The following is a 25179-nucleotide window of genomic DNA, read 5'->3' on the forward strand; positions in this document are numbered from 1 at the left end:
GCTACAAAGCCAAATGATTAAAACGAAGCAACCTTTCATTTTAAAAACGCATCGTGGTTCTTACATTAAAAACACGTGGTGTTAAATAGTTTGGTATAGCGTATTGACGTTTGCTATACACATCTCTTACCCAAGTATTAGTAATTGAGTTTTGTACATTAAACACATTAAAAATCTCAAATCCAAATGACAAATCTTTAAATGGTTTTTTCCAACCACTATCAAATTGCTTGTCTTTATCTACTAACACAAACTGAAATCCAATATCTGCACGTTTGTAATCTGGTAGTCTTGTTTGGAATACATAAGGATCTGCATAACTTGGCGATCCACCTGGTAATCCTGTATTGTACACTAAGTTTAAATACATTTTCATGCTTGGTATGTTTGGTACATAATCCTGAAACAATGCAGCAAATTTAAGACGCTGATCTGTTGGTCTAGCAATATAGCCTCTGTCGTTAATGTTCTCTTCCGTTTTAAGATATCCAAAGCTAAACCAGCTTTCTGTACCAGGAACAAACTCGCCATTTAGTCTTAAATCTAAACCATAAGCATAAGCTTGAGCATTATTAGTAGCACGATATCTTATACGTACGTTTTCTAATGTATAAGGGTTAACATCTGTAAGTTTTTTATAATATGCTTCGCTAGTTAATTTAAATGGTCTGTCCCACATTTTAAAACTATAATCGTTACCTAATACTAAATGTATAGATTTTTGAGCTTTAACGTTAGGTTGTACCACTCCGTTTTGATCACGTAACTCTCTGTAAAATGGTGGTTGGTAATATAGTCCACCACTTAATCTAAATAGCATGTCTTTATCCCAATTTGGTTTTATTGCAAATTGCGCACGAGGACTAAAAACAGATTGTGATACGTCTTGATTGGTCCCTTGGTCGTTTACCGTCCAACTATGACTTCTAACACCTGCATTATACCAAACATCGTGCTCTCCAATGGTAGATCGTTTGCTCCATTGCACATATGCTTGTAATCTACTTATCGTAGTATTGTTTTGCGCTCTAACATTTTGGTAAGCTTCTAATGGACCTTCATATGGCGTGTAGGGTTGGTCATTAAAAGCGACAGAACTTGGTGGATTTATAGAAAATCCTGCCGAATCGATTACTTCCCATTCTACTAATCGATCTCTAATATCTTCGTTAGTATATTTAATCGAAAATTTAAATTCGTTTTCATTTTTAGTATAGGTTCCTTTAGCTTCAACATTAGTAATTAATGCATCTAAATCGTTACGACCATGATTTAATTGGCTACCTATGCCTTCAGCAAATTCTACTTCACCTAAATTTTCGTCACCAATATTACTATTAACTTCTCCTAAAGCATATTGCGCTAAAATGTCAAAATATTCTTCTTCAGTGGTATGATAGGTAGAGGTTACTATGGCTAAAGATAAATCATCATTTACATCGTAATTTGCACTTACAGCACCAAAAAGCGTTTGGTATCTGTCTTTTTCTTGTCCTTGATATTGTACAATTAAAGCTTGAGGATTATCTAACGTACCAAAATTAGTCTGACGTGTTAATGGTATGTAGTTGTATTTGTTAAGTGATGCATTACCCAAAAAACTAACTTCTAATTTGTCAGTAAATTGATAGGATAAATAACTTTGTACATCGGCAAAAGTAGGATTAAAATTGGTTTCGGTTTCTTTAGCATCCACTAATAAGCTGTTGTCTCTGTAGCGTAAACCTACAATGCTGGTAAATTTTGAATCTTGGCTAACGTTTTCTAAAGCGACACTTGCACCTAATAAACTAGCATCAATAGCTACTGTATTATCTGTTGGTTTACGATAGGTTATATCTAATACAGACGATAATTTATCACCATATTTAGCTTGAAAACCTCCAGCTGAAAAATCTACATTTTGTACTAAATCAGAGTTAACAAAACTTAAGCCTTCTTGTTGTCCAGATCTAATTAAAAAAGGTCTGTACACTTCAATTCCGTTTACATAAATTAAGTTTTCGTCATAATTACCACCTCTAACCGAGTATTGCGTGCTTAACTCGTTATTGCTACTAACACCAGGTAATGTTTTTAGCAAGTTTTCTATTCCAGCTTGTGCTCCAGGTATTTTTTTTAAGGTTGCAGGATCTATATTTACAATACCTTCAACATCTTTTCTTTTTCTACCACTAATAACAACGGTTTCAATTTGCTCAACATTTTCTTTTAAAACAGGATTAAACTCTAATGTTTCTCCGTTTTTTAAATTAAATGTGGCAATAATGTTTTTGTGTGACACATGAGAAAATATAATTTTCACATTGTTATTTGCAGGAATTTTTATTTCAAAAAAACCATTGTTGTTGGTTTGTACACCATTGTTATCGCTTTTTATATTAACAGCATCTATAGGCTGATTAAATTCGTTTAAAATAACCCCTTTTATAGTTCCTGTTTGTGCTAAACATAATATAGGAAATAAAAAAGCGAGTAATCTAATGGTATAGTTAGGTCTGTCCAAAGGTAGGTGTATTATTTTCTAAAAAAACTTGCTTCAAATGTAGTGCTATTTCCTACATTATCTGTTACAATAATTTTTAAATTGTTTTTAGTATCTGTAACGACTTTATCGTTAAAATCGTATGTCAAGGTTTTCTTTTTATAGTCATACTCCATTAAAATCCATTGTCCATTTAAGGTCGCTCTATAATTGGATATACCTGTGTGTTCGTCGTCAATTTTAACCTTTAAAAAACGATATTTACTTAACCATTGACCATCTTTAAAGCTTACAGGTGTTATTGTTGGATTAACAGTGTCTCTAGCTAAACAATAGGTGCCTAAATTTTTGGTTCTAGTAAAAAGGGTATTATCTTTTCTTTGGGTAGAGGAGTAGCTTAAAAAATTATTCCAACCAACTAATCGTGCAATGTAAACTTGTTTTAAATCTTCAGAATTGTAATGGCTTACATCGTAATTAATAGTAAAATATTTTTTAGAGGCTAAGTTGTTTTCATGCAGTTTTAAAGTATCTCCACTGACTTTAAAGTCAATAAAAAAATCGTCATAAAAAGTTTCTTTAGGAAATTCTACTTTTATGTTTTGATCTTCTAAAACCATAGCTTCGCTAGATTTTATGTAATAAGGAGATGTAAAGTTTGAAGCTACATCATTAGGTTGTTTTTCTACACCTTTTATGTTGATGTCAATATTAGTTTCGTTACCTTCAAAATCTGATATCTTAACTTTATAAACGTTTGAAACCGTATCGTAAATTACTAAATATCCATCGTCAATTTTTTCTTTATATAGACTTAACGGGTTATTAGTATCTAAATATAATTTTTGAAGTCGCTCTTTTTCATCTTTATAATGTTTATAATCTATTAGTCTGTTTAGGTGTTTTGTTTCGTCAAAAGAAAATTTTCTGAAATCAATAGTAAAGTTTTGAGCTCCATTATAAAAGGTTTCAATCTTATAAACTCCATTCTTATTAGCAGCTAAATCCTGTTGATCAATGGTGTTTATGGCAAAACCTATTTTTCCATAGGCAGTTAAATCTTCCACTTTATAATCACCATTTTGTTGCGGAATAACGCGTAGTTTTTGTTTTAAATTACTCCCATTGACATGCGATAACTCATTAATTGGGTAAGCGTATACACTTTTTACAATAGGTTTTTTAGTGTCCTTAACTTTTAAACCAAAAAGTAATGGATTAATTGGTCGTTCTTGGTTGTCTCTAATTTCAAAATGAAGATGTGGTCCACCAGATCCACCTGTATTTCCGGTATAAGCAAAGACTTCTCCTTTGGTAACGATTAAATCGTTAATGTCCGGAAATAACTCGATTTCAAAACTTTCCTTTTCATATTGATGTTTTTTTACATACGCTTCAACCTTGTCTGAAAACCGTTGTAAGTGACCGTGTACTGTGACATATCCATTAGGGTGAGTAATGTAAATAGCTTTACCATAGCCATAATGTGATATTTTAATTCTGCTAATATAACCGCTAGCAGTTGCATAAACACTTAAGCCTTCTCGCTGTTTAGTTTTGATATCTAATCCAGAGTGAAAATGATTACTTCTAAGCTCGGCAAATGTACCTGATAGGACCAATTCTATATCTAAAGGAGACCTGAAATAATCTTGTGGATAAATGTTTTGTGCATTAGAAAACGTTGTAAAAAAAACGAATAAAAAAAGGATGTGTCGCATAAAATAATGGTTACTGCTAAAATATAAATAAGGTTTTAATTACCAAAGTAAAATCAAAGACTAAGCCATATATTTGATAATGAGCTAAATTAAAGCATAATAAAAATTTATGAAAAATTAATTGCAAAGTGTTAAGGTTTGATTAACTTTGTAAGATAAGTATAGTATTAGTTAATGAGTAAGATTGAAACCATTGTTGATGCTCTAGAAAATAAAATTGGCAAAGTCCTAAAAAGACAGCAAGTTTTAAAACTAGAAAATTTAAGGCTTAAAGAAGCTTTAGAACAATCTCAATCTAAATTAGTTGCTAAGGATTTAGAATTAAAACATTGGCAAGAAAAGTATGACACTTTAAAAATGGCTAATACCATACTAGGCAGTGACAACGATAAACGAGAAACAAAGCTCAAAATAAACACATTAATTAGAGAGATTGACCATTGTATAAGCCAACTTTCTAGTTAATAATATATAGTTTTTATGGCAGACACGCTTAAAATAAAGTTATCTATTGCAAATAGAGTCTACCCATTAACTATTGCACCTAGTCAAGAAGAAGGACTGCGTTTAGCAGCAAAGAAGATTGAGGCTATGATTACTAAATTTGAGCAAAGCTACTCTGTACGTGACAAGCAAGATGTATTAGCTATGTGTGCTTTACAGTTTGCAAGTCAAGTAGAACAGACAGCATTAGATAAAAATCATGTGGAAGAGCATGTTCAGGACAAGTTAGAGGCTTTAAATGACATGTTACAATCGCATCTTAGTTTATAATACGTTCTTATAACATAACAATATTAGGTTACTGCCTACATTAATTATTTTTTTGATAAACTCAACGTTAATTCTTTAAAAAGGGTGAGTTTTAAGTTGTAAAAGCATGCTGCTAATAGTGATTTATCACTGTTTGGGCAGACCCTTGATCAGCTTGTTAACCCTAAACTTGTTTTTAAGGAGTTTATACAAAACTAAATTAGTGTAGGCTTTTTTTATATATATAAACAATCAAAAATGGATAATACAATTTTAATTATAGCAGGTATTGCTATTGGAGCCATAATAGGTTTTGTAATAGCTAAAGTGCTAGAAAAAAACAACGCCTCTAAACTTATTAAAGGCGCAAAAAAATCTGCTGCAAGCATATTAAAAGAAGCAAATGTAGAAGGAGAAGGCATTAAAAAAGATAAAATACTTCAGGCAAAAGAAAAGTTTTTAGAGTTAAAAGCAGAGCACGAAAAGGTGATTTTATCTCGTGACAAAAAAATGGCTGATACAGAAAAGCGTATCAGAGATAAAGAGTCTCAGGTATCTAGCGAGTTGTCTAAAAATAAAAAGCTAAATTCTGACATAGAAGAAAAAGTAAATGATTACAATCATAGACTTGATGTTTTAGAAAAGAAACAAGAAGAGTTAGATAGATTGCATAAAAGTCAAGTAGAGCAATTAGAAGTTATCTCTAGTTTATCTGCAGAAGAAGCTAAATCACAATTAGTAGAATCTTTAAAAGGTGAAGCTAAAAGTGAAGCCATGTCTTATATCCAAGATAAAATGGAAGAAGCTAAGTTAACCGCTCAGCAAGACGCTAAAAAAATTATTATCAACACTATACAACGTATTGGAACAGAAGAAGCAGTAGACAACTGTGTGTCTGTATTTAATATTGAAAGTGATGATGTTAAAGGACGTATTATTGGTCGTGAAGGACGTAATATTCGTGCAATAGAAGCAGCAACAGGAGTAGAGATAATTGTAGATGATACACCAGAAGCAATTATTTTATCATGTTTTGATTCGGTTAGAAGAGAAGTAGCACGTTTATCATTACACAAGTTAGTAACAGATGGTCGTATACATCCAGCACGTATTGAAGAGGTTGTTCAAAAAACAACGAAGCAAATAGAACAAGAAATTATTGAAGTAGGTAAACGTACAGTTATCGATTTAGGAATACACGGATTACATCCAGAATTAATTAAAATGGTAGGTCGTATGAAGTATCGTTCATCTTACGGTCAAAACCTATTACAACACTCGCGTGAAGTAGCTAAACTATGTGGTGTAATGGCTGCAGAGTTAGGTTTAAATCCTAAGTTAGCTAAACGTGCAGGATTATTACACGATATTGGTAAAGTACCAGATGCGGAAGCAGATATGGAAACACCACACGCTATTTTAGGGATGCAATGGGCTGAAAAGTATGGCGAAAAAGAAGAAGTATGTAATGCTATTGGAGCGCATCACGATGAAATAGAAATGAAATCATTATTATCTCCTATAATCCAAGTTTGTGATGCAATATCAGGAGCAAGACCGGGAGCTAGACGTCAAGTGTTAGATAGTTACATCCAACGTTTAAAAGATTTAGAAGAAATAGCATTTGGGTTTAATGGTGTTAAAAAAGCATATGCTATCCAAGCTGGTAGAGAGCTACGTGTTATTGTAGAAAGCGAGAAAGTAAGCGATCAAAATGCAGCAGATTTATCATTTAGCATTTCGCAAAAAATACAAACTGATATGACTTATCCAGGTCAAGTTAAAGTTACAGTAATTAGAGAAACTAGAGCAGTTAATATCGCTAAGTAGTTTTGGTATAAATTTTAAAAAAAATCCAGCTTATAGCTGGATTTTTTTTTGCTTTGGTATTGTTATATTAAATGTTGTACCAACTTCTTTTATGCTTTCTATTCCTATTGTACCTCCAAAAGCTTCTAACTGGCTTTTAATTAAATATAAGCCTACACCTTCAGCATCTTTATTGTTATGAAACGTTTTATATAATCCAAAAACGTCATTACCGTATTTATCTAGATCTAACCCCAAACCATTGTCAGTAATAATTAACTCTAAATTGTCTTTTGTGCAATTAGAAGATATTGTTATTTCTGGATTACGATCAGGATGTTTATACTTAATGGCATTAGTAATTAAATTGTGCATAATACTTTGAAAGTATGAGGAGCTAAAACAAATATGGCAATCATGCTCTACATTATTATACAGTATAGTGCTACTTTCTGCGATTAGATATGATAAATCGTTTATTGCTAAATTAACCTCGCGACCAACGGATATAACACTACCCTTAATATGCTTTTTAGATTGAACACTTACAATCTGACGTAGATTAAGTAAAGTTTTAGATAACGCTTTAGAAACAGTTCTTAAATGTCTAAACATTTCTTGTTTTTCAGCTTCAGAGTCTGCTTCGTCATGAAAAGTAATAATGCTTTCAAAATTGCTAGCGTATTCTTTTAAGTTATGAGATACAATATGCGCAAAACTTTGAAGTCTATTATTTTGTACAGTTATTAAATCTATAGATTTTTTTAAGGAGCGTTCCGTTTCTTTTTGTTTGGTTATGTCAGTATGTGTGCCAATTATTCTAATAGGTTTACCATGATCATTATACTCGATAATTTTACCTTTATCTAAAATCCATCTATAAGTATTGTCTTTATGTAATACTCTATGGACATTAATATATTCTGGATTATCACCATTAATATGATTGTTAAAGTCCTCGTAATAGTCATCAATGTCATCAGGATGTACTCTATTATCCCATTCTGAAGCATCAGAACTTATTTCGTCTTCATCAAAACCAATAATTTGCTTAGATTCTTTGGAATAAAACACTTGATTTGTTTTAGAATCCCAATCCCAAAGCCCTATTCCTGAGTTTTGTAAAGCAAATTTCCATTTCAACTCTTCAAAAGATGAATCATCATTTTTAGTAATATTATTAATCTTCATTGTAAGATATTATTTGGAGTGCAAACAAATATCTAAATTTATGATTGATTATAAGTTAGGAAGATTAAAAAAATAAAACTATCGATAAAGTGTTTTAAAACACGTTAAAATGCATTTTTTATCGATTAAAAACATGTTAAAAAGCATTTTTTATTGAAATAATTTATGAAGTAGGAATTGTTAATGTGAAAGTTGTTCCAACATTTACAGTGCTTTCTAAAGATATAGTACCTCCAAAAGCTTCAATTTGGTTTTTAACTAAGTATAGTCCAACACCTTCTGAATCATGATTTTTATGAAACGTTTTATATAATCCAAAGATATCTTTTCCAAACTTTTCTAAATCTATACCACAACCATTATCTACGATTTTAATTTCTACGTTATTATTAGCGCAAGTACTTACTATATGTATTTCTGGATCGCGATTGGGATGTTTGTATTTAATTGCATTTAAAACTAAATTTTGTATAATACTTTGAAAATATGAGGTATTAAAAAATAGATAGCAATCTTGTTGAGTATTATTATGTATTACTGCGTTATTCTCTGATGTATAGTAATCTAAATCATCTAAAATACGTTGTATTTCTTTTGAAATAAATAATTTATCAGTCGATGTTTTTTGTTTGGATTGTACTGTCACAATCTCATTTAAATTATTAATCGTATTGGATAGGGATTTAGATAGTTTGATTAGATAATCCATCATTTGGTCCTTTTCCGAGATAGTCTGTGCTTCTTGATAAAATTCTAACAAGCTTTCAAAGTTGCCTGCATGTTGTTTTAAATTATGCGTAACTATATGAGCAAAATTTTGCAATTTGCTATTTTGTTTTACTACTAAGTCTAGCGTTTGCTGTACTTTAAATTCGTTCTGTGCATATTCAGTAATGTCTACATGTGTGCCTATAAATCTAGAAGGTTCTCCAAATTTATTTTTTTCAATAATTTTTCCTCTATCTAAAACCCATCTATAAGAGCCATCTTTGTGTCTTACCCTATGTTTGTTTTCATAGACTGGTTTATATCCTTTAACGTGATCTTGAAAATCTTGAAAGTACTTTTCTTTATCATCAGGATGCACTCTGTCATTCCAATCATTTATATTTTTACCAAAAGACGAATCATCTTCAAAGCCTATAATTGCTCTGGATGGTTTGGAGAAAAATACTTGGTTGTTTGCTGCGCAAAAATCCCAAATACCAACTTTGGATATCTCTAAGGGAAGTTCCCAATTCTCGATATTAACTTGAGAACTATTTTGATTTATTCGAATACCTTTAAATAACTCTGACATAATGTAGTGTTTTTAAGCAAGTTAGTTTTTAGGGATTCAGTTAATATTTACATATCAACTAAACAAATATATAGTAAATTGACGATAAGAAACAAATTTATGGGATAAAAAGCGTTATTTTCTTGGGTGAAAATTATTTATAACAGTTGTTAAATGCGATCTATCTAAATGTGTATAAATTTCGGTGGTAGTTATACTTTCGTGTCCTAACATTAATTGGATTGCTCTTAAATCGGCTCCATTTTCAAGTAAATGGGTTGCAAAGGAATGTCTAAATGTATGCGGAGAAATAGTTTTGTCTAGCTTAATTTTTGTTGCAAGATCTTTTATTATTGTAAAGATCATGGCTCTAGTTAACTGTTTTCCTCTTCTATTTAAAAATAAAATATCTTGATGCTCTGGATGGATTTTTATATGATTTCTAATTTCGTTTTTATAAATTAAAACATATTTTTGAGTGTCTTCTAGTATGGGAACAAATCTTTGTTTGTCACCTTTACCTGTAATTTTTAAAAACCCTTCTTCAAAAAATAAATCCGATAGTTTTAAATTAGTTAGTTCGCTAACACGTAAACCACAGCTATATAAGACCTCTAATATAGCTTTATTGCGTTGACCTTGCGGATGTGTTAAATCAATTGCACTTATTAGATTATTAATATCATTTTCGCTTAAAGTATCAGGTAATTTACGTCCAATTCTTGGCGAGTCTATGGTGTCTAAGGGGTTGTCTTTTCTGTAATCTTCAAAAATTAAATAATTAAAAAAGCCTTTTAAACCAGAAATAAGTCTTGATTGGGATCTAGGATTTAAATTTTTGGCAGCCTCATAGATAAAGGCTTTTATAATAACATTATCTATAGTAATAGGTGAGTGGTTTAGTTTATTTGTCTCTAAATAAGTAATTAGTTTTTTGACATCTAATAAATAACTACTAACAGAATTAACAGAAAGTCCTCTTTCTATTTTTAAATACATGGAATAATCCTCTAATGCTTGGTGCCATTTCATAATGGTTTAAAGGTATTAATTTATTAATCATGCGCTATAAAAATATTATTTTATTGTAAATGACTGATTATTAAATATTAATAATTAGCGACTAATAATATTGTTTATAAAATTGTTAATAAAGTGATTTTAATGCTGTAATATGGCGTATTTATTTAACAATAATTAGCTTTTTTTATTAGGCTAATCTTTTTGTTAGCAAGGCTTAAGGCGAGTTTTATCAAAATAAAACGTTAAATTTTATTTTTAATGATTTGATTTATAAATAGTTGTTAATAACCCTATTTCTTTTATGTTATTTTTCTTGTTTAAACTCTTAATTGCTCCTAATTTTGTCTCCTCAAATAATTTAAAATTTAAATTTAATTATGAAAAAATTATTATTTACAGCTGCAATCGCAGTATTAGGATTTACAAGTGTTAACGCACAAGAAGAAATGACAACTGGTGGTTTTGCTAACGGAGACGTTTTCGTTTCTGGAGCTGTAGGTTTTGGAACTAGTTCTCAAGGAGATTTTAAAGAAAATCAATTTGAAATTTCACCTAAAGTTGGATTTTTTGTAAGTGATAACATCGCTGTTGGTGCTTCAGTAGGTTATACTTCTTTTACTGAAGAAGGACCAGCTTTTGATCCAACATCTTTAGAAACAGTAACTGCTGAAGACAAACTATCTGCATTAAGTGCTGGTGTTTTTGGTCGTTATTACACAACTCCTTCTAGTCAATTTTCTTTCTTCGGAGAGTTATCTGCAAACTTTGTAGCTACTAAATTTGACGAAGCTTTTGTTGAAGCAGATCAAAAAGCTGATGGCTTAAACTTTGGATTTACTCCAGGTGTTAGCTATTTTGTATCTAACTGTATCGCATTAGAAGCTTCAGTTGGTGTTTTAAACTACAGTACTAATAAAGCTGATGCAGAAGGTGCAGAAGCAAGAAACGATTTCAATATCGGATTAGACTTAAGTGATATCAACTTTGGTATCGTTTACAAATTCTAAGTTTTTTAAACTTTATTATAAAAAGACCGAAGCTTAATCGCTTCGGTTTTTTTATGCCATAACTTTTGTATTTTTACCTTATGAAAAAACTAATTATAATAAATGGACCTAATCTTAATCTATTAGGTAAACGCGAACCAAATATATATGGTAGTCTATCTTTTACCGAATTTTTGGATCAAATTCAATCTAAATATCCATCTGCAACTATACAGCATTTTCAATCTAATATTGAAGGTGAATTAATTGATAAGTTGCAAGAGGTTGGTTTTAGTTATGATGGCATCATTTTAAATGCAGCAGCTTACACCCATACTTCAATTGGTATTGGTGATGCTGTAAAAGCTATTGAGACTCCTGTGGTCGAAGTGCATATTTCTAACACCTTTGGTAGGGAAGAGTTTAGACATCAATCCTACGTGTCTCCAAATGCAAAAGGGATTATTCTTGGTTTTGGACTACAAAGTTATGAATTGGCCATTCAAAGTTTTTTATAATATAAAGCGCTTTAACAATTTAGGTTTTGCTTAACTTTTAAAAGCACAACTCTTAAAATAAATTTAATTTTTTAGTATAACACAAGGTTTCTATTAAAAACTGTTAAATACAAGCACATTGCTGTTAAACGTTGTTAATAGAACATCTGTACTTAGATTCAGTTCGTAATTTTGATGTATTAACCTAAAAAAATATACAAATGAAAAAATTAATTTTAAGTACAGCACTTTTTATTTCGGGATTAGCATTAGTAAATGCACAATCAGATTCTAAGGACGTTCAATTAGGTATAAAAGGTGGATTAAATTCATCTACAATTAGTGGAGATGATTTCGGTGATTTAGATTCTAGAACTAGTTTTAATGCTGGTTTAGTTGCAGAAATCCCATTAACTGAAAGATTATCATTTCAGCCTGAGGTGTTATACTCTGGACAAGGTTTTGATGTTAGAGAGATTGATCAAGACAACATTGTAGACACTGATGAAAATATCGAATATCAATTAGATTACATTCAAGTACCATTATTACTAAAAGCATATATTGTAAAAGGGCTTAGTGTAGAGGCTGGACCACAATTTGGATTTAAAATCCACGAAGAGTTTGATTACCAACCAAACAGTGATGGTGGAGATATCGAAATTGACTCTGATGACTCTTACGTAAAAGATTTTGACACAAGTATTGCTTTAGGAGCAGCCTATAAGTTTGACAATGGCTTTTTCTTAAGTGGACGTTATAACTTAGGTGTTACTGATATTTTTGAAGATGGTACACCATTTGAAGGTGTAGACGCAAAAAATAACGTTTGGCAATTTGGTATTGGATTTATGTTTTAATCCAATACAGCCTATATAAATAAAAAAAGTTCCAGATAATTCTGGAACTTTTTTTTTGTTTTATAGTGTTTAAAATAAATTTTAAAACTCTTATAAATGTATTACTTCGTCATAAGCATCTGCAACAGCTTCCATAACCGCTTCACTCATAGTTGGGTGTGGATGTACCGCTTTTAATACTTCATGTCCTGTAGTTTCTAATTTACGTCCTAAAACAGCTTCTGCAATCATATCAGTAACACCTGCACCAATCATATGGCAACCTAACCACTCACCATATTTAGCATCAAAAATGACTTTTACAAAACCATCTTTTGCTCCAGAAGCACTTGCTTTACCTGAAGCAGAGAAAGGGAATTTTCCAACCTTAATATCGTATCCTTGATCTTTAGCTTGTTTTTCAGTTAATCCAACGCTTGCAATTTCTGGACTTGCATAAGTACAACCAGGTATATTACCATAGTCTAATGCTTCTACATGCATACCAGCAATTTTTTCGACACATAAAATCCCTTCAGCAGAAGCAACATGTGCTAAAGCTTGACCAGGAGTTACATCACCAATTGCATAATATCCAGGAATGTTTGTTTGGTAGTAATCGTTTACTAAAATCTTATCTCTATCAACAGCAATACCAACGTCTTCTAATCCAATGTTTTCAATGTTAGTTTTAATACCAACAGCACTTAAAATAATGTCAGCTTCTAAAACCTGTTCTCCTTTAGCAGTTTTAACTGTTGCTTTAACACCTTCTCCAGACGTATCAACTTTAGTTACTTCTGCAGATGTCATGACGTTTATACCACTCTTTTTAAAAGACTTTTCTAATTGCTTAGACACGTCAATATCCTCAACAGGTACAATGTTTGGTAAATATTCTACAATTGTAACTTCAGTTCCCATAGAGTTGTAGAAGTATGCAAACTCAACACCAATTGCACCAGATCCAACAACAATCATCTTTTTAGGTTGTGTTGGTAAAGTCATTGCTTCTCTGTAACCAATTACTTTTTTACCATCTTGTGGTAAACTTGGTAGCTCTCTAGAGCGTGCTCCAGTAGCAATTACAATATGATCAGCACTGTAAACAGTTCCGTCTACTTCAACTTTTTTTCCTGGTTTTAATGTCCCAAAACCATTGATAACATCAATTTTGTTTTTTTTCATTAAAAACTGAACACCTTTACTCATGCCTTCAGCAACACCACGACTACGTTTTACAACAGCATTAAAATCTTTATCATAATCTGTTACGGATAAACCATAATCACTTGCGTGCTTTAGATATTCAAAAACCTGAGCAGATTTTAGTAACGCTTTAGTTGGAATACAACCCCAATTTAAACATACACCACCAAGACTTTCTTTTTCAATTACAGCTGTTTTAAGGCCTAATTGTGAAGCGCGAATTGCGGTTACATAACCTCCAGGTCCACTTCCAAGAACAATTACATCGTATTTACTCATTCTATTATTTTTTGTAGTTTTAAGAAGTTACGAAGTTACAAAACCAAATTTGAATAAAGAATTTAGATTCTTAAAAAATTATAACTTTATACTACCTTTGCAATGCAAGTTTTTTAATATGAATATACCTAAATCTAGTTTTCCGCGAATTATAATAATTGGTGGTGGTTTTGCTGGCATTGCGTTAGCTAAAAAATTATCTAAACAAGAAGTACAAGTTGTCCTTTTAGATAAACACAATTATCATACTTTTCAACCTTTATTATATCAGGTGTCAACAGGAGGATTAGAACCAGACTCCATTGCATATCCTATAAGAAAGGTTTTAGGAGATTTTCCTAACTTTTTCTTTAGGTTAGCAGATGTTTCTGAAATTAATACCGAAAAAAACAAGATCATTTCTAATATTGGAGAACTTAAATACGACTATTTAGTGGTAGCTTCAGGCTCAAAAACTAATTACTTTGGTAATACGTCTATTGAAGCCAATAGCATGGAAATGAAAACGGTACCACAATCTTTAAACCTAAGGAGTCTTATTCTTGAAAATTTTGAAGAAGCACTGTTAACTTCAGATTTAAATGAACGAATAGCTTTAATGAATTTTGTTATAGTTGGTGCAGGTCCAACAGGAGTAGAGCTAGCAGGTGCTTTAGCCGAAATTAAAAAAGGAATTTTACCTAAGGATTATCCAGACTTGGACACACGATTGGCACAAATTAATTTAATCCAATCTGGCGATAAGATTTTAAAAGAAATGAGTCCTCAAGCGTCTCAAAAAGCTGAAGATTTTTTAGAAAAACTAGGCGTTCATGTTTGGAAAAATGTAAGAGTAACTGGTTATGATGGTAAAACAGTTACTACAAATAGTGATTTAACCTTTGATGCAGCAACAGTTGTTTGGGCAGCAGGAGTTAAAGGAGCAGCTATAAAAGGGTTGGACTCAGACCAGTTTGTATCTAGAGGCAATAGGATTATGGTTAATGAGTTTAATCAAGTTAAAGGCTTAAATAATGTTTTTGCGGTTGGAGATGTTGCACAAATGGAAACTGAAAGCACGCCACATGGTCATCCTATGATGGCACAACCAGCAATACAACAAGGTAGATTATTAGGTGATAATTTACTTAGAATGTTAGAAAACAAACCCATGAAGCCTTTTGTATACAACGATAAAGGATCTATGGCTACTGTAGGACGTAACAAGGCTGTCGTAGATTTGCCTAACTTTAAATTTCAAGGCGTTTTTGCTTGGTTTGTTTGGATGTTTGTTCACCTATTTTTTTTAATAGGTTTTAGAAATAGAATGGTTGTATTTATTAACTGGGTATATAACTACATTAGGTTTGATAGAGAAGCACGTTTAATAATTAGACCTTACAAAAAGAATATTAAACCTTAAGTTTATTGCTTAGGCTTACTAAATTTAGAGTCATTATATGCTTTAGATTTACCTTTTGGTATGGATAAAGATTGCCAATCTTCGTTTTTAATCATGATGCCAATGTAGGCTATTTGTCCAATATGGTATGAGTAATGACCTAGTTGTCTAAAAATAGCATCAGCAACGGTTTGGCTTTCGTTTCTTATATAAACAATACGCTTTAAATCGTTGTTTTTTAAAGGTGTTATAGCATTGTAAAGACATTGCCAACCTTTTTCCCAATCAGCAAGTACTTCGGCTTTGGTAGTATATGTAGCTTCAAATTCTTGCTCACGTTGTCGCCATTGTTTTTCGCTATCTTCGGTTAAAAAATTAGTCCATCTGCTTAACATATTTCCAACCATATGTTTTACAATTATGGATACACTATTAGAGTTGTCGTGTACTTGGTAATTCATTTCATTAAATGATAACTGCTGGAGTGTTTTATCTCCAGCAGTTTTATAATAATCAAACTGATTGATTAGGCTTGTAATATAATTATTCATTTTTAAAATCTACACTTGCCGAGTTTATACAAAATCGTGTTCCAGTTTCAGTTGGTCCATCATTAAATACGTGACCCAAATGACCACCACAATTAGAGCAAACCACTTCTGTTCTAATCATCCCATGAGACTTGTCTAGAATGTTAGTAACGCTACCTGGAATGGCTTCATCAAAGCTAGGCCAACCACAATTAGATTCAAATTTACTATCGCTTTCAAATAGTTGTTGGTGACAAGCAGCACAAGCATAGGCACCATTTTCAAAATGTAGGTTATATTTACCAGTGTGAGGCATTTCTGTGCCTTTTTTGCGTAAAATACGGTATTGTTCTTCCGTTAGCTCTTTACGCCATTCGTCTTCTGATTTAGTTATATTATAATTACTCATTATCTGGTTTAAAATTTAATGCAACTCCGTTAATACAATGTCTTTTTCCTGTTGTTTCCTTAGGTCCATCATTAAATACGTGACCTAAATGTCCACCACAAGTTGCGCAGTGTTCTTCATCTCTTGTATATCCAATTTTGGTATCTGTACCAAAAGCGACATTACCTTTAATTTCTTGATCAAAACTAGGCCATCCTGTTCCAGAATCAAATTTATTTTCACTTTTAAATAAAGGTGTATCACAAGCAGCGCAATGGTAAGTTCCTGATCTATGTTCTTTATTTAAAGCACTAGAAAAGGGACGTTCTGTTCCTGCTTGTCGTAAAACATAATACTCAGCATCTGATAATTCTGCTTTCCATTCGGTTTCTGTTTTAGTGATTTCAAAATTTTCCTTTACTTTTTCTTTTGTGTCTTGCGCATTGCCTTTACAATTAAATAAAGCACATGCTAATACTAATAATGCAATTTTTTTCATATTTTTTTCTTTTCTTTAAAGATATCCTAAAATCTTAAATTAGAATTAATACAGTCGTAATTTTAATTTAAAAATAACATTTTATTGTTTGTGATTTTAAGTGTAACTTTTCAACGTCTAATAAAAATGTAATACATGAAAATATTTCATATCAGTGCAGAATGTTATCCTATAGCTAAAGTTGGAGGATTGGCAGATGTTGTTGGAGCTTTACCTAAATACCAAAATAACTTAGGAGCAACATCTAGCGTTGTTATGCCTTTTTATGATAATGCTTTCACCCAAAAAAATAATTTTAAGTCAATTTATGAAGGTAAATTGGACTTTAATGGTCATAAAATAAGTTACAATATTTTAAAAACTAAAGCTGCAATTTTGGATTTTGAGGTTTATTTTGTGGACATCCCAAATCTTTTGTATAAAAATTATGTGTATTCGCAGGATGATACAGATCGCTTTTTAGCGTTTCAGATCGCGACATTAGATTGGATTTTAACTTTAAAAGATTTTCCAGAAATTATTCATTGTCATGATCACCATACAGGATTAATACCTTTTATGTGTCAAGAAAGTTTTAAGTATAAAAGCTTAAATACAATTCCAGTAATTACTACCATCCACAATGCACAATACCAAGGTTGGTTTGGTTATGATAAATTACATTTAATACCAGAATTTGAGTCGACTAAAACCGGATTGTTAGATTGGGACCATTGCATAAATCCTTTGGCAGCAGCAATAAAATGTGCTTGGCGTATAACCACTGTATCACCTAGTTATATGGACGAGCTAAAACAAGAGACAAATGGACTTCAAGATTTATTACAGCATGAAAGTAATAAATGTATAGGCATATTAAACGGAATAGATACAGCAGTTTGGAATCCCGAAACAGACCATTATATAGCGCATAATTATAATATAAAAACACTAGAAGCTGGTAAATTAGCTAATAAGTTAGCGTTATGTAAAACGTTTAATTTAGATGAAAGCAAACCGTTAATTACATTTATTGGCCGATTGGTACACGAGAAAGGTGCAGACGTTTTTCCTTTGGCTATAAAAAAAGCATTAGAGGATGAAAATTGTAGTGTTTTAGTGTTAGGCTCTGGAAATGATGAAGCTGAACAGGCTTTGCTTCAGTTAAAAGAAAATAATACAGGTCTTTACAATGTATTTATTGGTTATGACGAAAAACTGTCGCATAATATTTACGCAGGAGCAGATTATTTGCTAATGCCTTCAAGGGTTGAGCCTTGTGGATTAAATCAATTATATGCGCTGCGTTACGGAACAATTCCTGTAGTGAGAAGTATTGGAGGTTTAAAAGATACAGTTATAGATATAGACAAAAATGAGGGATTTGGAATTAGTCATCAAGAAGTCACAGTAGATCAAATTTATAAGGCCATTACCCGAAGTATTGATTTGTACAATAAAACAACTATCTTTAAGTCAATAAGAAAACATATTATGACCATTAATCATTCATGGGATGTGTCAGCAAAAGCATATATTAATTTATACCAATCTTTAAAAAAACAACTATGATTAATAACAAAGTGTTATCTATAATTTTAGGAGGAGGACAAGGATCCAGATTATATCCACTAACTGCAACTAGATCTAAACCTGCAGTGCCTATTGCAGGAAAGTATAGATTGGTAGATATTCCAATTTCTAATTGTATTAATTCTGACATCAAGCGTATGTTTGTGTTAACACAGTTTAACTCTGCGTCTTTAAATCGTCATATCAAAAACACCTATCATTTTAGTTTTTTTAGTTCAGCTTTTGTAGATGTTTTAGCAGCAGAGCAAACACCAGGTAATGAAGGTTGGTTTCAAGGTACAGCAGATGCGGTTAGACAAAGCATGCATCATTTTTTAAGTCATGATTTTGAGTATGCCTTAATCTTGTCTGGAGACCAATTATACCAAATGGATTTTAACGAGATGATTGATGCACACATTAAAGCTAAAGCAAAAATATCGATAGCAACTATTCCTGTAAATGCTAAAGATGCAACGTCATTTGGAATTTTAAAAACAGATGATAAAAATGTAATTACTTCTTTTATAGAAAAACCAGACGCATCATTGTTACCAGAATGGACATCAACTGTTAGTCCAGAAATGCAAAAACAAGGTAAAAACCATTTAGCATCAATGGGAATCTATATTTTTAATAGAGATTTATTGGTAGAGCTAATGAGTAATCCAGATACAAATGACTTTGGAAAGGAAATCATTCCGCAATCCATTGCAAAACATAAAACACTTAGTTATCAATTTGAAGGGTATTGGACAGATATAGGGAATATAGATTCGTTTTTTGAAGCTAATTTAGGCTTGACGGATGATATACCTAAATTTAACTTATACGATAAAGATCAAAGTGTTTACACACGTGCTAGGATATTACCAACTTCTAAAATATCGGGAACTGCTTTAGATAGAACAGTAATTGCAGAAGGATGTATTGTTAATGCAGCCAAAATTGAAAAATCAGTCATTGGTATTAGATCTAGAATAGGTAAAGAAACCACCATTATTAATACTTACATGATGGGTTGTGATTCCTATGAATCTTTAGAAGAAATAGAGTCCAATAAGATTAAAATTTTAATGGGAATAGGAGAGCGTTGTTTTATTAAAAATACAATTATTGATAAAAATATAAGGATAGGAGATGATGTTAGAATTAATGGTGGAAAGCACTTAGAAAATAAAGAAACCGATACTTATGTTATTAAAGATGGTATTGTTGTTATTAAAAAAGGAGCTGTAATACCTAATGGATTTGTAATATAGCTTATGGCAGAAGTCACTGTGTTTAGTCTTTTTACAGACTTTGATATTAATCTTTTTAAAGCTGGAAAACATTATCGATTATACGAGAAATTTGGATCTCATATAACTACGGTTAATAATGTTGAAGGTACTTATTTTGCTGTTTGGGCACCAAGTGCAACACAAGTGTCTGTAGTAGGAGACTTTAATGGATGGACAGAAGGTGATCATATTTTAAATGTACGATGGGATAAAAGCGGAATCTGGGAAGGGTTTATACCAAATATTGGTAAAGGTAGTTTGTACAAGTATAAAATACAAAACAACACAATTGGTAGTGTAACAGAAAAAGCAGACCCTTATGCTAGACGTTGCGAGCATAATCCAAGTACAGCCTCAATAGTTTGGGAAGATAATTATGCTTGGAAAGATAAAAAATGGATGGCTTCCAGAAAGCAAAAAAATGCGTTAGATGCGCCTTATTCTGTTTACGAAGTACATTTAGGGTCATGGAAAAAACAAATTGAAGACAATCGTTTTTTATCTTATATAGAGTTGGCAGACGACTTAGTAAATTATGTCAAAGAGATGAATTTTACGCACGTCGAGCTGATGCCTATAATGGAATTTCCGTACGACCCAAGTTGGGGTTATCAAATCACAGGTTATTTTGCACCAACGTCACGATTTGGATATCCAGAAGAGTTTAAATTTTTGGTAGACACTTTACACCAAAATGATATTGGAATTATACTAGATTGGGTACCTTCTCATTTTCCTGAAGATATGCATGGTTTAGGATTATTTGATGGCTCTTGTTTGTATGAGCATCCAGATAAGCGTAAAGGGTATCATCAAGATTGGAAAAGCTTAATTTTTAATTATGGTCGTAACGAGGTTAAATCGTTTTTAATAAGTAATGCCTTATTCTGGTTAGATCAATTTCATGCAGACGGTTTACGTGTAGATGCTGTAGCGTCTATGCTGTTTTTAGATTATAGTAGAGAAGAAGGTGAGTGGGAACCTAACATCTATGGAGGAAGAGAAAACCTAGAAGCCATAGCTTTTATACAAGATTTAAATAAAGCAATTTACGGTAACTATCCAGACGTACAATCCATTGCAGAGGAGTCTACTGCATTTCCCGGAGTTTCAAAACCCGTGTTTTTAGGTGGTTTAGGGTTTGGAATGAAATGGATGATGGGTTGGATGCATGACACATTACAATATTTTTCAAAAGAACCTATATATAGAAAACACCATCAAAATGACATTACCTTTTCATTAACCTACGCATTTACAGAAAATTTTATGTTGCCTTTAAGTCATGATGAAGTGGTGTATGGTAAAAAATCAATTTTAGGAAGAATGCCAGGAGATGAGTGGCAACGTTTTGCTAACGTAAGACTGTTATACAGTTATATGTTTGCTCATCCAGGTACAAAACTACTATTTCAAGGTGCAGAAATTGGTCAAAGTGAAGAATGGAATTTTCAAAATAGCCTGGATTGGCATTTACTAGATTATCCATCGCATAAAGGATTAAACCAATTTATCAAAGATGTTAATGTGTTTTATAAAACTGAACCAGCACTTTATCAAAAACAATTTTCAAGTGATGGTTTTGAGTGGATTGATTATGGAGATTCAGAGCATTCTGTAATAGTGTTTATGCGTAAAGGAAATAAGCCTAAAGACAATATTATTGTAGCTTGTAATATGACACCAGTACCTCTAAATAATTACAGAATTGGATTGCCTAAAAAAGGACAATTAATCGAAGTTTTTAACAGCGATAAAAAACAATATTTTGGAACAGGAGATTTTCAAAATAACCCAATAGTTAGCCAATTAAAATTGTGGCATTCTAGAAAAAATTCAGTCGAAATTACAATACCACCTTTAGGGATGATTGCCTTAAAATATCAATCTTAAAAAATAGTGCGAAATTAAACTGTTTTATATAATTCTTATTTTTACTATTTGATAATTAAGGTTTTAATAAAATTTAATATCGAAAACGTTATAGTTAATAATTTGTAATAATATCTAATAACAATGCTTTTGTAAGAGGTTTATTTTGCTTTTTTTTACTATAAATAATTAGGACATTCAATTATGATTGTAAATACAGAATTAGAACAAAAAGGAAACTTATTTCCTTCACAAATAATAAAATTTAAAAAAGATGTAGACACATTATATTTCTATACAGAAAATAATGTCGTACTTCAATTAACAGTCTTAAGGGATAGTGTCCTAAGATTTAGATATACAACCACTGGAACGTTTGATAACGATTTTTCTTATGCTATAACCAAATACGCCAGTACAGGTTATAACAAATTAGAAATTGTAGAAAGTGATGAAATTTATACGATAATCACTTCAAAATTACGATGTGAAGTCTCTAAAAAAGATGCAAGAGTATCTATATATGATGTCATAACCAATGAGTTAATTAATCAAGACGAAATTGGGTTTCATTGGGAAGAAAGTTATGAGTTTGGTGGTAACATCGTAAAAATGAGTAAAATCGTTAATGAACGAGAAAGTTATTTTGGCTTAGGTGACAAACCAGAACATTTAAATTTAAAAGGAAAACGCTTCCAAAATTGGGTAACAGACTCTTATGCTTTTGGTAAAGAAACGGATCCAATTTACAAGGCTATCCCATTTTTTACAGGTTTACATCATGGAAAGGCTTACGGAATCTTTTTTGATAACACCTTTAGATCTTATTTTGATTTTGGTCAGGAACGACGTAACGTAACCAGTTTTTGGGCTCAAGGAGGAGAGATGAATTACTATTTCATTTATGGTCCAAAAATGCAAGATGTTGTAGAAAATTATACAGACTTAACAGGAAAACCACATCAATTACCACCATTATGGGCTTTAGGATTTCATCAATGTAAATGGAGTTATTATCCAGAAGCAGAGGTTAAAGCGATAACCTCTAAATTTAGAGAGCTTCAAATACCATGTGATGCAATTTATTTAGATATTGATTATATGGATGGTTTTAGATGTTTTACTTGGAATAAAGACCATTTTCCTGATCCAAAACGTATGGTTAAAGAGTTGCTGGATGATGGATTTAAGACAGTTGCCATAATTGATCCAGGAATAAAAATAGATAACGAATATTCAGTATTTAAAGAGGCTTTAGATAAGGATTACTTTTGTAAACGTGCAGATGGACCTTATATGAAAGGTAAAGTATGGCCTGGAGAATGTTATTTTCCGGACTTTACAAAACCAGAAGTCAGAGATTGGTGGTCAGGATTATTTAAAGAATTAGTCGAAGATATAGGTATACAAGGTGTTTGGAACGATATGAATGAGCCTGCTGTCATGGAAGTGCCAAACAAAACATTTCCGGATGATGTACGTCACGACTACGATGGTAATCCTTGTAGTCACAGAAAAGCACATAATGTTTATGGTATGCAAATGGCAAGAGCCACTTACCATGGAATGAAAAAATTTAATTACCCAAAACGCCCTTTTGTAATTACTAGAGCAGCTTATTCTGGTACCCAACGATACACCTCTACTTGGACAGGAGATAATGTGGCAACTTGGGAACATCTTTGGATAGCAAACGTTCAAGCACAACGTATGGCAATGTCAGGATTTAGTTTTGCTGGTAGTGATATTGGAGGTTTTGCAGAACAGCCTCAAGGCGAATTATTTACACGTTGGATACAATTAGGAATCTTTCATCCATTTTGTCGTGTGCACTCTTCTGGAGATCATGGTGATCAAGAACCTTGGGCTTTTGATGAAGATGTGACAGATGTAGTTAGAAAATTTATTGAAATTAGATACCAATTATTACCTTATTTATACACAGCTTTTTGGCATTTGGTAGAGCATGGGACACCTATATTAAAGTCCTTAGTCATGTACGACCAAGAGGATAATCAAACCCATTACAGAACAGACGAGTTTGTTTATGGAGACCAAATTTTAGTATGTCCAATACAAGAGCCTAACGCTAAAGGTCGCAGAATGTACATACCTAGAGGTAGTTGGTTTAACTTTTGGACGGATGAGTTAGTAGAAGGAGGTAAAGAAAAATGGGTAGACGCAGAAATAGATAGTATGCCTATTTTTATTAAAGAAGGCGCAATCATACCTAAATTTCCAATTCAGCAATACGTCGATCAAACAATCATCGAGGAACTATCATTAGACGTGTACTTTAAATTAGGTAAGGAATCGTCACAATTATTTGACGACGCACATGATGGATACGATTACACTAAAGGACGTTATAGTTTTAGGACATTTAAATTAACAGGTAAGTCGCATGAATTAATCATTCAACAGCATAAAGAAGGTAAGTACGAAGCGACTTATAAGACTTTCAAATTAAACATTCACGCATTACCCTTTGAAATTAATGAGATTCAAATAGATAATGAAACTGTAACCTTAGAGCACATCAAAAACAACGGAATAGTGTCTTTGGTTATTGATAAAAACTTTTCTGAAATTCATTTAATAGGAAAATAAATATAAGTAAAATACTGTTTGTGGATTATATCTGATTTTAATCGATGTTTTGTTAGCATTTAAAAATTAGATTTGTTACAAAATGGCTAAGTTTTTGTAGATTTATAAAAAGAATAAATTATAAACGATATGAAATTAAAAAATAGTGTAGCGCTAGCATTAACATTAGTGATGTTTTTGTCATGTTCTACTAATCCATTTACAGGAAAAAAAACATTAGCATTTGTGTCTAATGCAGAATTATTTCCAACAGCATTTGCACAATATAACCAAGTGTTGACAGAAAGTAAAGTAGAAACAGGGACAACAAGAGCAGATATGATAAAGCGTGTTGGTCAGCGTATAGCTGTTGCTGCAGAACGTTGGTTAAATGCTAATGGACAACAAGGTTACTTAAACGATTACAAATGGGAATACAATTTAATTGATGAAGATATTGTAAACGCATGGTGTATGCCTGGAGGAAAAATTGTGTTTTACACAGGTATTTTACCAGTAGCAGAAAACGAATCTGCAATTGCAGCAATTATGGGTCATGAAGTAGCACATGCCTTAGCTAATCATGGACAACAACGTATGAGTGCAGGAATGATTCAACAAGGTTTAGCAGTTGTTGGTAATGTAGCATTAGCTAATGACGAAAAAACTTTAGGAATCTTTAATCAATCTTATGGTATTGTTTCTAACGTAGGTGGTATGTTGCCTTTTAGTAGAAGTCATGAAACAGAAGCAGATAGAATTGGTTTATATCTTACAGCTATTGCTGGTTATAATCCAGATGAAGCAGCTAATTTATGGAGACGTATGGCACAAGCAAGTGGAGGTCAAGCACCACCAGAGTTTTTAAGTACGCATCCAGCTAATCAAACCCGTATTGATAATTTAACAGCCTTATCTCCTTCAGCTAAAGCAGAAGCACAAAAATTTGGTGTCACTAGTTTTAGACCTTTAGGTAAATACTAGTTTTTTAAAAATATTTAATTACTTTCGAAGC

The 25179-nt window shown here is 31.9% G+C and carries 21 protein-coding genes and 1 other RNA gene; 13 read left to right on the forward strand and 9 right to left on the reverse strand.

Features of this window, described 5'->3' with window-relative positions; genetic code table 11:
* Nucleotides 1–40: 40 nt before the first annotated feature.
* The gene (locus tag M890_RS0108550) at nucleotides 41–2506 is read right to left on the reverse strand and encodes a TonB-dependent receptor (protein WP_051437490.1); all 2466 of its coding nucleotides are present in this window, start codon (nucleotides 2504–2506) and stop codon (nucleotides 41–43) included.
* 11 nt (nucleotides 2507–2517) lie between these two features.
* The gene (locus M890_RS0108555; protein ID WP_028283137.1) at nucleotides 2518–4206 is read right to left on the reverse strand and encodes a M23 family metallopeptidase; all 1689 of its coding nucleotides are present in this window, start codon (nucleotides 4204–4206) and stop codon (nucleotides 2518–2520) included.
* A gap of 174 nt (nucleotides 4207–4380) precedes the next feature.
* On the opposite strand from M890_RS0108555, the gene M890_RS0108560 reads away from it, so the two are divergent.
* The 4 genes from M890_RS0108560 to rny all read left to right on the forward strand — a co-directional run bounded on the left by M890_RS0108560 (nucleotide 4381) and on the right by rny (nucleotide 6789).
* Nucleotides 4381–4671, forward strand: coding sequence for a coiled-coil domain-containing protein (locus M890_RS0108560; protein WP_028283138.1), 291 nt, complete (start codon nucleotides 4381–4383; stop codon nucleotides 4669–4671).
* Nucleotides 4672–4686: 15 nt separating this feature from the next.
* A complete protein-coding gene (locus tag M890_RS0108565; protein WP_028283139.1) occupies nucleotides 4687–4980 on the forward strand; it encodes a cell division protein ZapA in 294 nt (97 codons plus the stop codon).
* Nucleotides 4981–5039: 59 nt separating this feature from the next.
* A non-coding RNA gene (ssrS, locus tag M890_RS16625) (6S RNA) lies at nucleotides 5040–5166 on the forward strand.
* Between the two features lie 51 nt (nucleotides 5167–5217).
* Complete coding sequence (gene rny / locus M890_RS0108570; protein ID WP_028283140.1) at nucleotides 5218–6789, forward strand: ribonuclease Y; 1572 nt, start codon at nucleotides 5218–5220, stop codon at nucleotides 6787–6789.
* Between the two features lie 30 nt (nucleotides 6790–6819).
* On the opposite strand, the gene M890_RS0108575 is transcribed toward rny, so the two are convergent.
* The 3 genes from M890_RS0108575 to M890_RS0108585 form a co-directional block, all read right to left on the reverse strand.
* On the reverse strand, nucleotides 6820–7959 hold the full coding sequence (locus tag M890_RS0108575) for a sensor histidine kinase (RefSeq protein ID WP_028283141.1): 1140 nt from the start codon (nucleotides 7957–7959) through the stop codon (nucleotides 6820–6822).
* 163 nt (nucleotides 7960–8122) lie between these two features.
* Nucleotides 8123–9259, reverse strand: coding sequence for a sensor histidine kinase (locus M890_RS0108580; protein WP_036597323.1), 1137 nt, complete (start codon nucleotides 9257–9259; stop codon nucleotides 8123–8125).
* A gap of 114 nt (nucleotides 9260–9373) precedes the next feature.
* Nucleotides 9374–10270 carry a site-specific tyrosine recombinase gene (locus M890_RS0108585; RefSeq protein WP_028283143.1) on the reverse strand — a complete coding sequence of 299 codons (897 nt, stop codon included), beginning with the start codon at nucleotides 10268–10270 and terminating at the stop codon, nucleotides 9374–9376.
* A 368-nt stretch (nucleotides 10271–10638) separates the two neighbouring features.
* Here M890_RS0108585 and M890_RS0108590 point away from each other — a divergent pair, with 368 nt between their 5' ends.
* The 3 genes from M890_RS0108590 (at nucleotide 10639) to M890_RS0108600 (ending at nucleotide 12604) form a co-directional block, all read left to right on the forward strand.
* Nucleotides 10639–11268: an outer membrane beta-barrel protein gene (locus M890_RS0108590; protein WP_028283144.1), complete on the forward strand. Its 630-nt coding sequence runs from the start codon at nucleotides 10639–10641 to the stop codon at nucleotides 11266–11268.
* Nucleotides 11269–11348: 80 nt separating this feature from the next.
* Nucleotides 11349–11765, forward strand: a complete 417-nt coding sequence (gene aroQ, locus M890_RS0108595) for a type II 3-dehydroquinate dehydratase (RefSeq protein ID WP_028283145.1) — start codon at nucleotides 11349–11351, stop codon at nucleotides 11763–11765.
* 200 nt (nucleotides 11766–11965) lie between these two features.
* On the forward strand, nucleotides 11966–12604 hold the full coding sequence (locus tag M890_RS0108600) for a porin family protein (RefSeq protein ID WP_028283146.1): 639 nt from the start codon (nucleotides 11966–11968) through the stop codon (nucleotides 12602–12604).
* 90 nt (nucleotides 12605–12694) lie between these two features.
* Here the strand turns inward: M890_RS0108600 and lpdA are convergent, their stop codons facing one another.
* Nucleotides 12695–14071, reverse strand: a complete 1377-nt coding sequence (gene lpdA, locus M890_RS0108605) for a dihydrolipoyl dehydrogenase (protein ID WP_028283147.1) — start codon at nucleotides 14069–14071, stop codon at nucleotides 12695–12697.
* 118 nt (nucleotides 14072–14189) lie between these two features.
* Between lpdA and M890_RS0108610 the strand changes: the two genes are divergently transcribed.
* Complete coding sequence (locus M890_RS0108610) at nucleotides 14190–15473, forward strand: NAD(P)/FAD-dependent oxidoreductase (protein WP_028283148.1); 1284 nt, start codon at nucleotides 14190–14192, stop codon at nucleotides 15471–15473.
* A gap of 2 nt (nucleotides 15474–15475) precedes the next feature.
* Here M890_RS0108610 and M890_RS0108615 read toward each other — a convergent pair whose 3' ends face one another.
* From M890_RS0108615 to msrB (M890_RS0108625), 3 genes are read right to left on the reverse strand one after another with little or no spacing between them, the layout of a single operon-like run.
* Entirely contained in the window at nucleotides 15476–16003 is a 528-nt protein-coding gene (locus M890_RS0108615) for a DUF1572 family protein (protein WP_028283149.1), read from the reverse strand.
* Nucleotides 15996–16391 (reverse strand): peptide-methionine (R)-S-oxide reductase MsrB, encoded by a 396-nt coding sequence (gene msrB / locus M890_RS0108620; protein WP_028283150.1) that lies wholly within the window; start codon nucleotides 16389–16391, stop codon nucleotides 15996–15998. The genes M890_RS0108615 and msrB (M890_RS0108620) overlap by 8 nt, the downstream gene beginning before the upstream one ends.
* Nucleotides 16384–16869: a peptide-methionine (R)-S-oxide reductase MsrB gene (gene msrB / locus M890_RS0108625; protein WP_028283151.1), complete on the reverse strand. Its 486-nt coding sequence runs from the start codon at nucleotides 16867–16869 to the stop codon at nucleotides 16384–16386. The genes msrB (M890_RS0108620) and msrB (M890_RS0108625) overlap by 8 nt, the downstream gene beginning before the upstream one ends.
* Nucleotides 16870–17004: 135 nt before the next feature.
* Here msrB (M890_RS0108625) and M890_RS0108630 point away from each other — a divergent pair, with 135 nt between their 5' ends.
* The 5 genes from M890_RS0108630 to M890_RS0108650 all read left to right on the forward strand — a co-directional run bounded on the left by M890_RS0108630 (nucleotide 17005) and on the right by M890_RS0108650 (nucleotide 25148).
* Complete coding sequence (locus M890_RS0108630; protein WP_028283152.1) at nucleotides 17005–18420, forward strand: glycogen synthase; 1416 nt, start codon at nucleotides 17005–17007, stop codon at nucleotides 18418–18420.
* Nucleotides 18417–19682 (forward strand): glucose-1-phosphate adenylyltransferase, encoded by a 1266-nt coding sequence (locus M890_RS0108635; protein ID WP_028283153.1) that lies wholly within the window; start codon nucleotides 18417–18419, stop codon nucleotides 19680–19682. The genes M890_RS0108630 and M890_RS0108635 overlap by 4 nt, the downstream gene beginning before the upstream one ends.
* Before the next feature lie 3 nt (nucleotides 19683–19685).
* Entirely contained in the window at nucleotides 19686–21596 is a 1911-nt protein-coding gene (gene glgB, locus M890_RS0108640; RefSeq protein ID WP_028283154.1) for a 1,4-alpha-glucan branching protein GlgB, read from the forward strand.
* Between the two features lie 183 nt (nucleotides 21597–21779).
* Nucleotides 21780–24185, forward strand: a complete 2406-nt coding sequence (locus M890_RS0108645) for a glycoside hydrolase family 31 protein (protein WP_028283155.1) — start codon at nucleotides 21780–21782, stop codon at nucleotides 24183–24185.
* A 129-nt stretch (nucleotides 24186–24314) separates the two neighbouring features.
* Nucleotides 24315–25148 (forward strand): M48 family metallopeptidase, encoded by an 834-nt coding sequence (locus tag M890_RS0108650; RefSeq protein WP_028283156.1) that lies wholly within the window; start codon nucleotides 24315–24317, stop codon nucleotides 25146–25148.
* Nucleotides 25149–25179 lie beyond the last annotated feature (31 nt).

Origin of the sequence: Olleya marilimosa CAM030, assembly GCF_000518485.1 — a bacterium.
In the GTDB taxonomy this organism is placed as follows: Bacteria; Bacteroidota; Bacteroidia; order Flavobacteriales; family Flavobacteriaceae; genus Olleya; species Olleya marilimosa.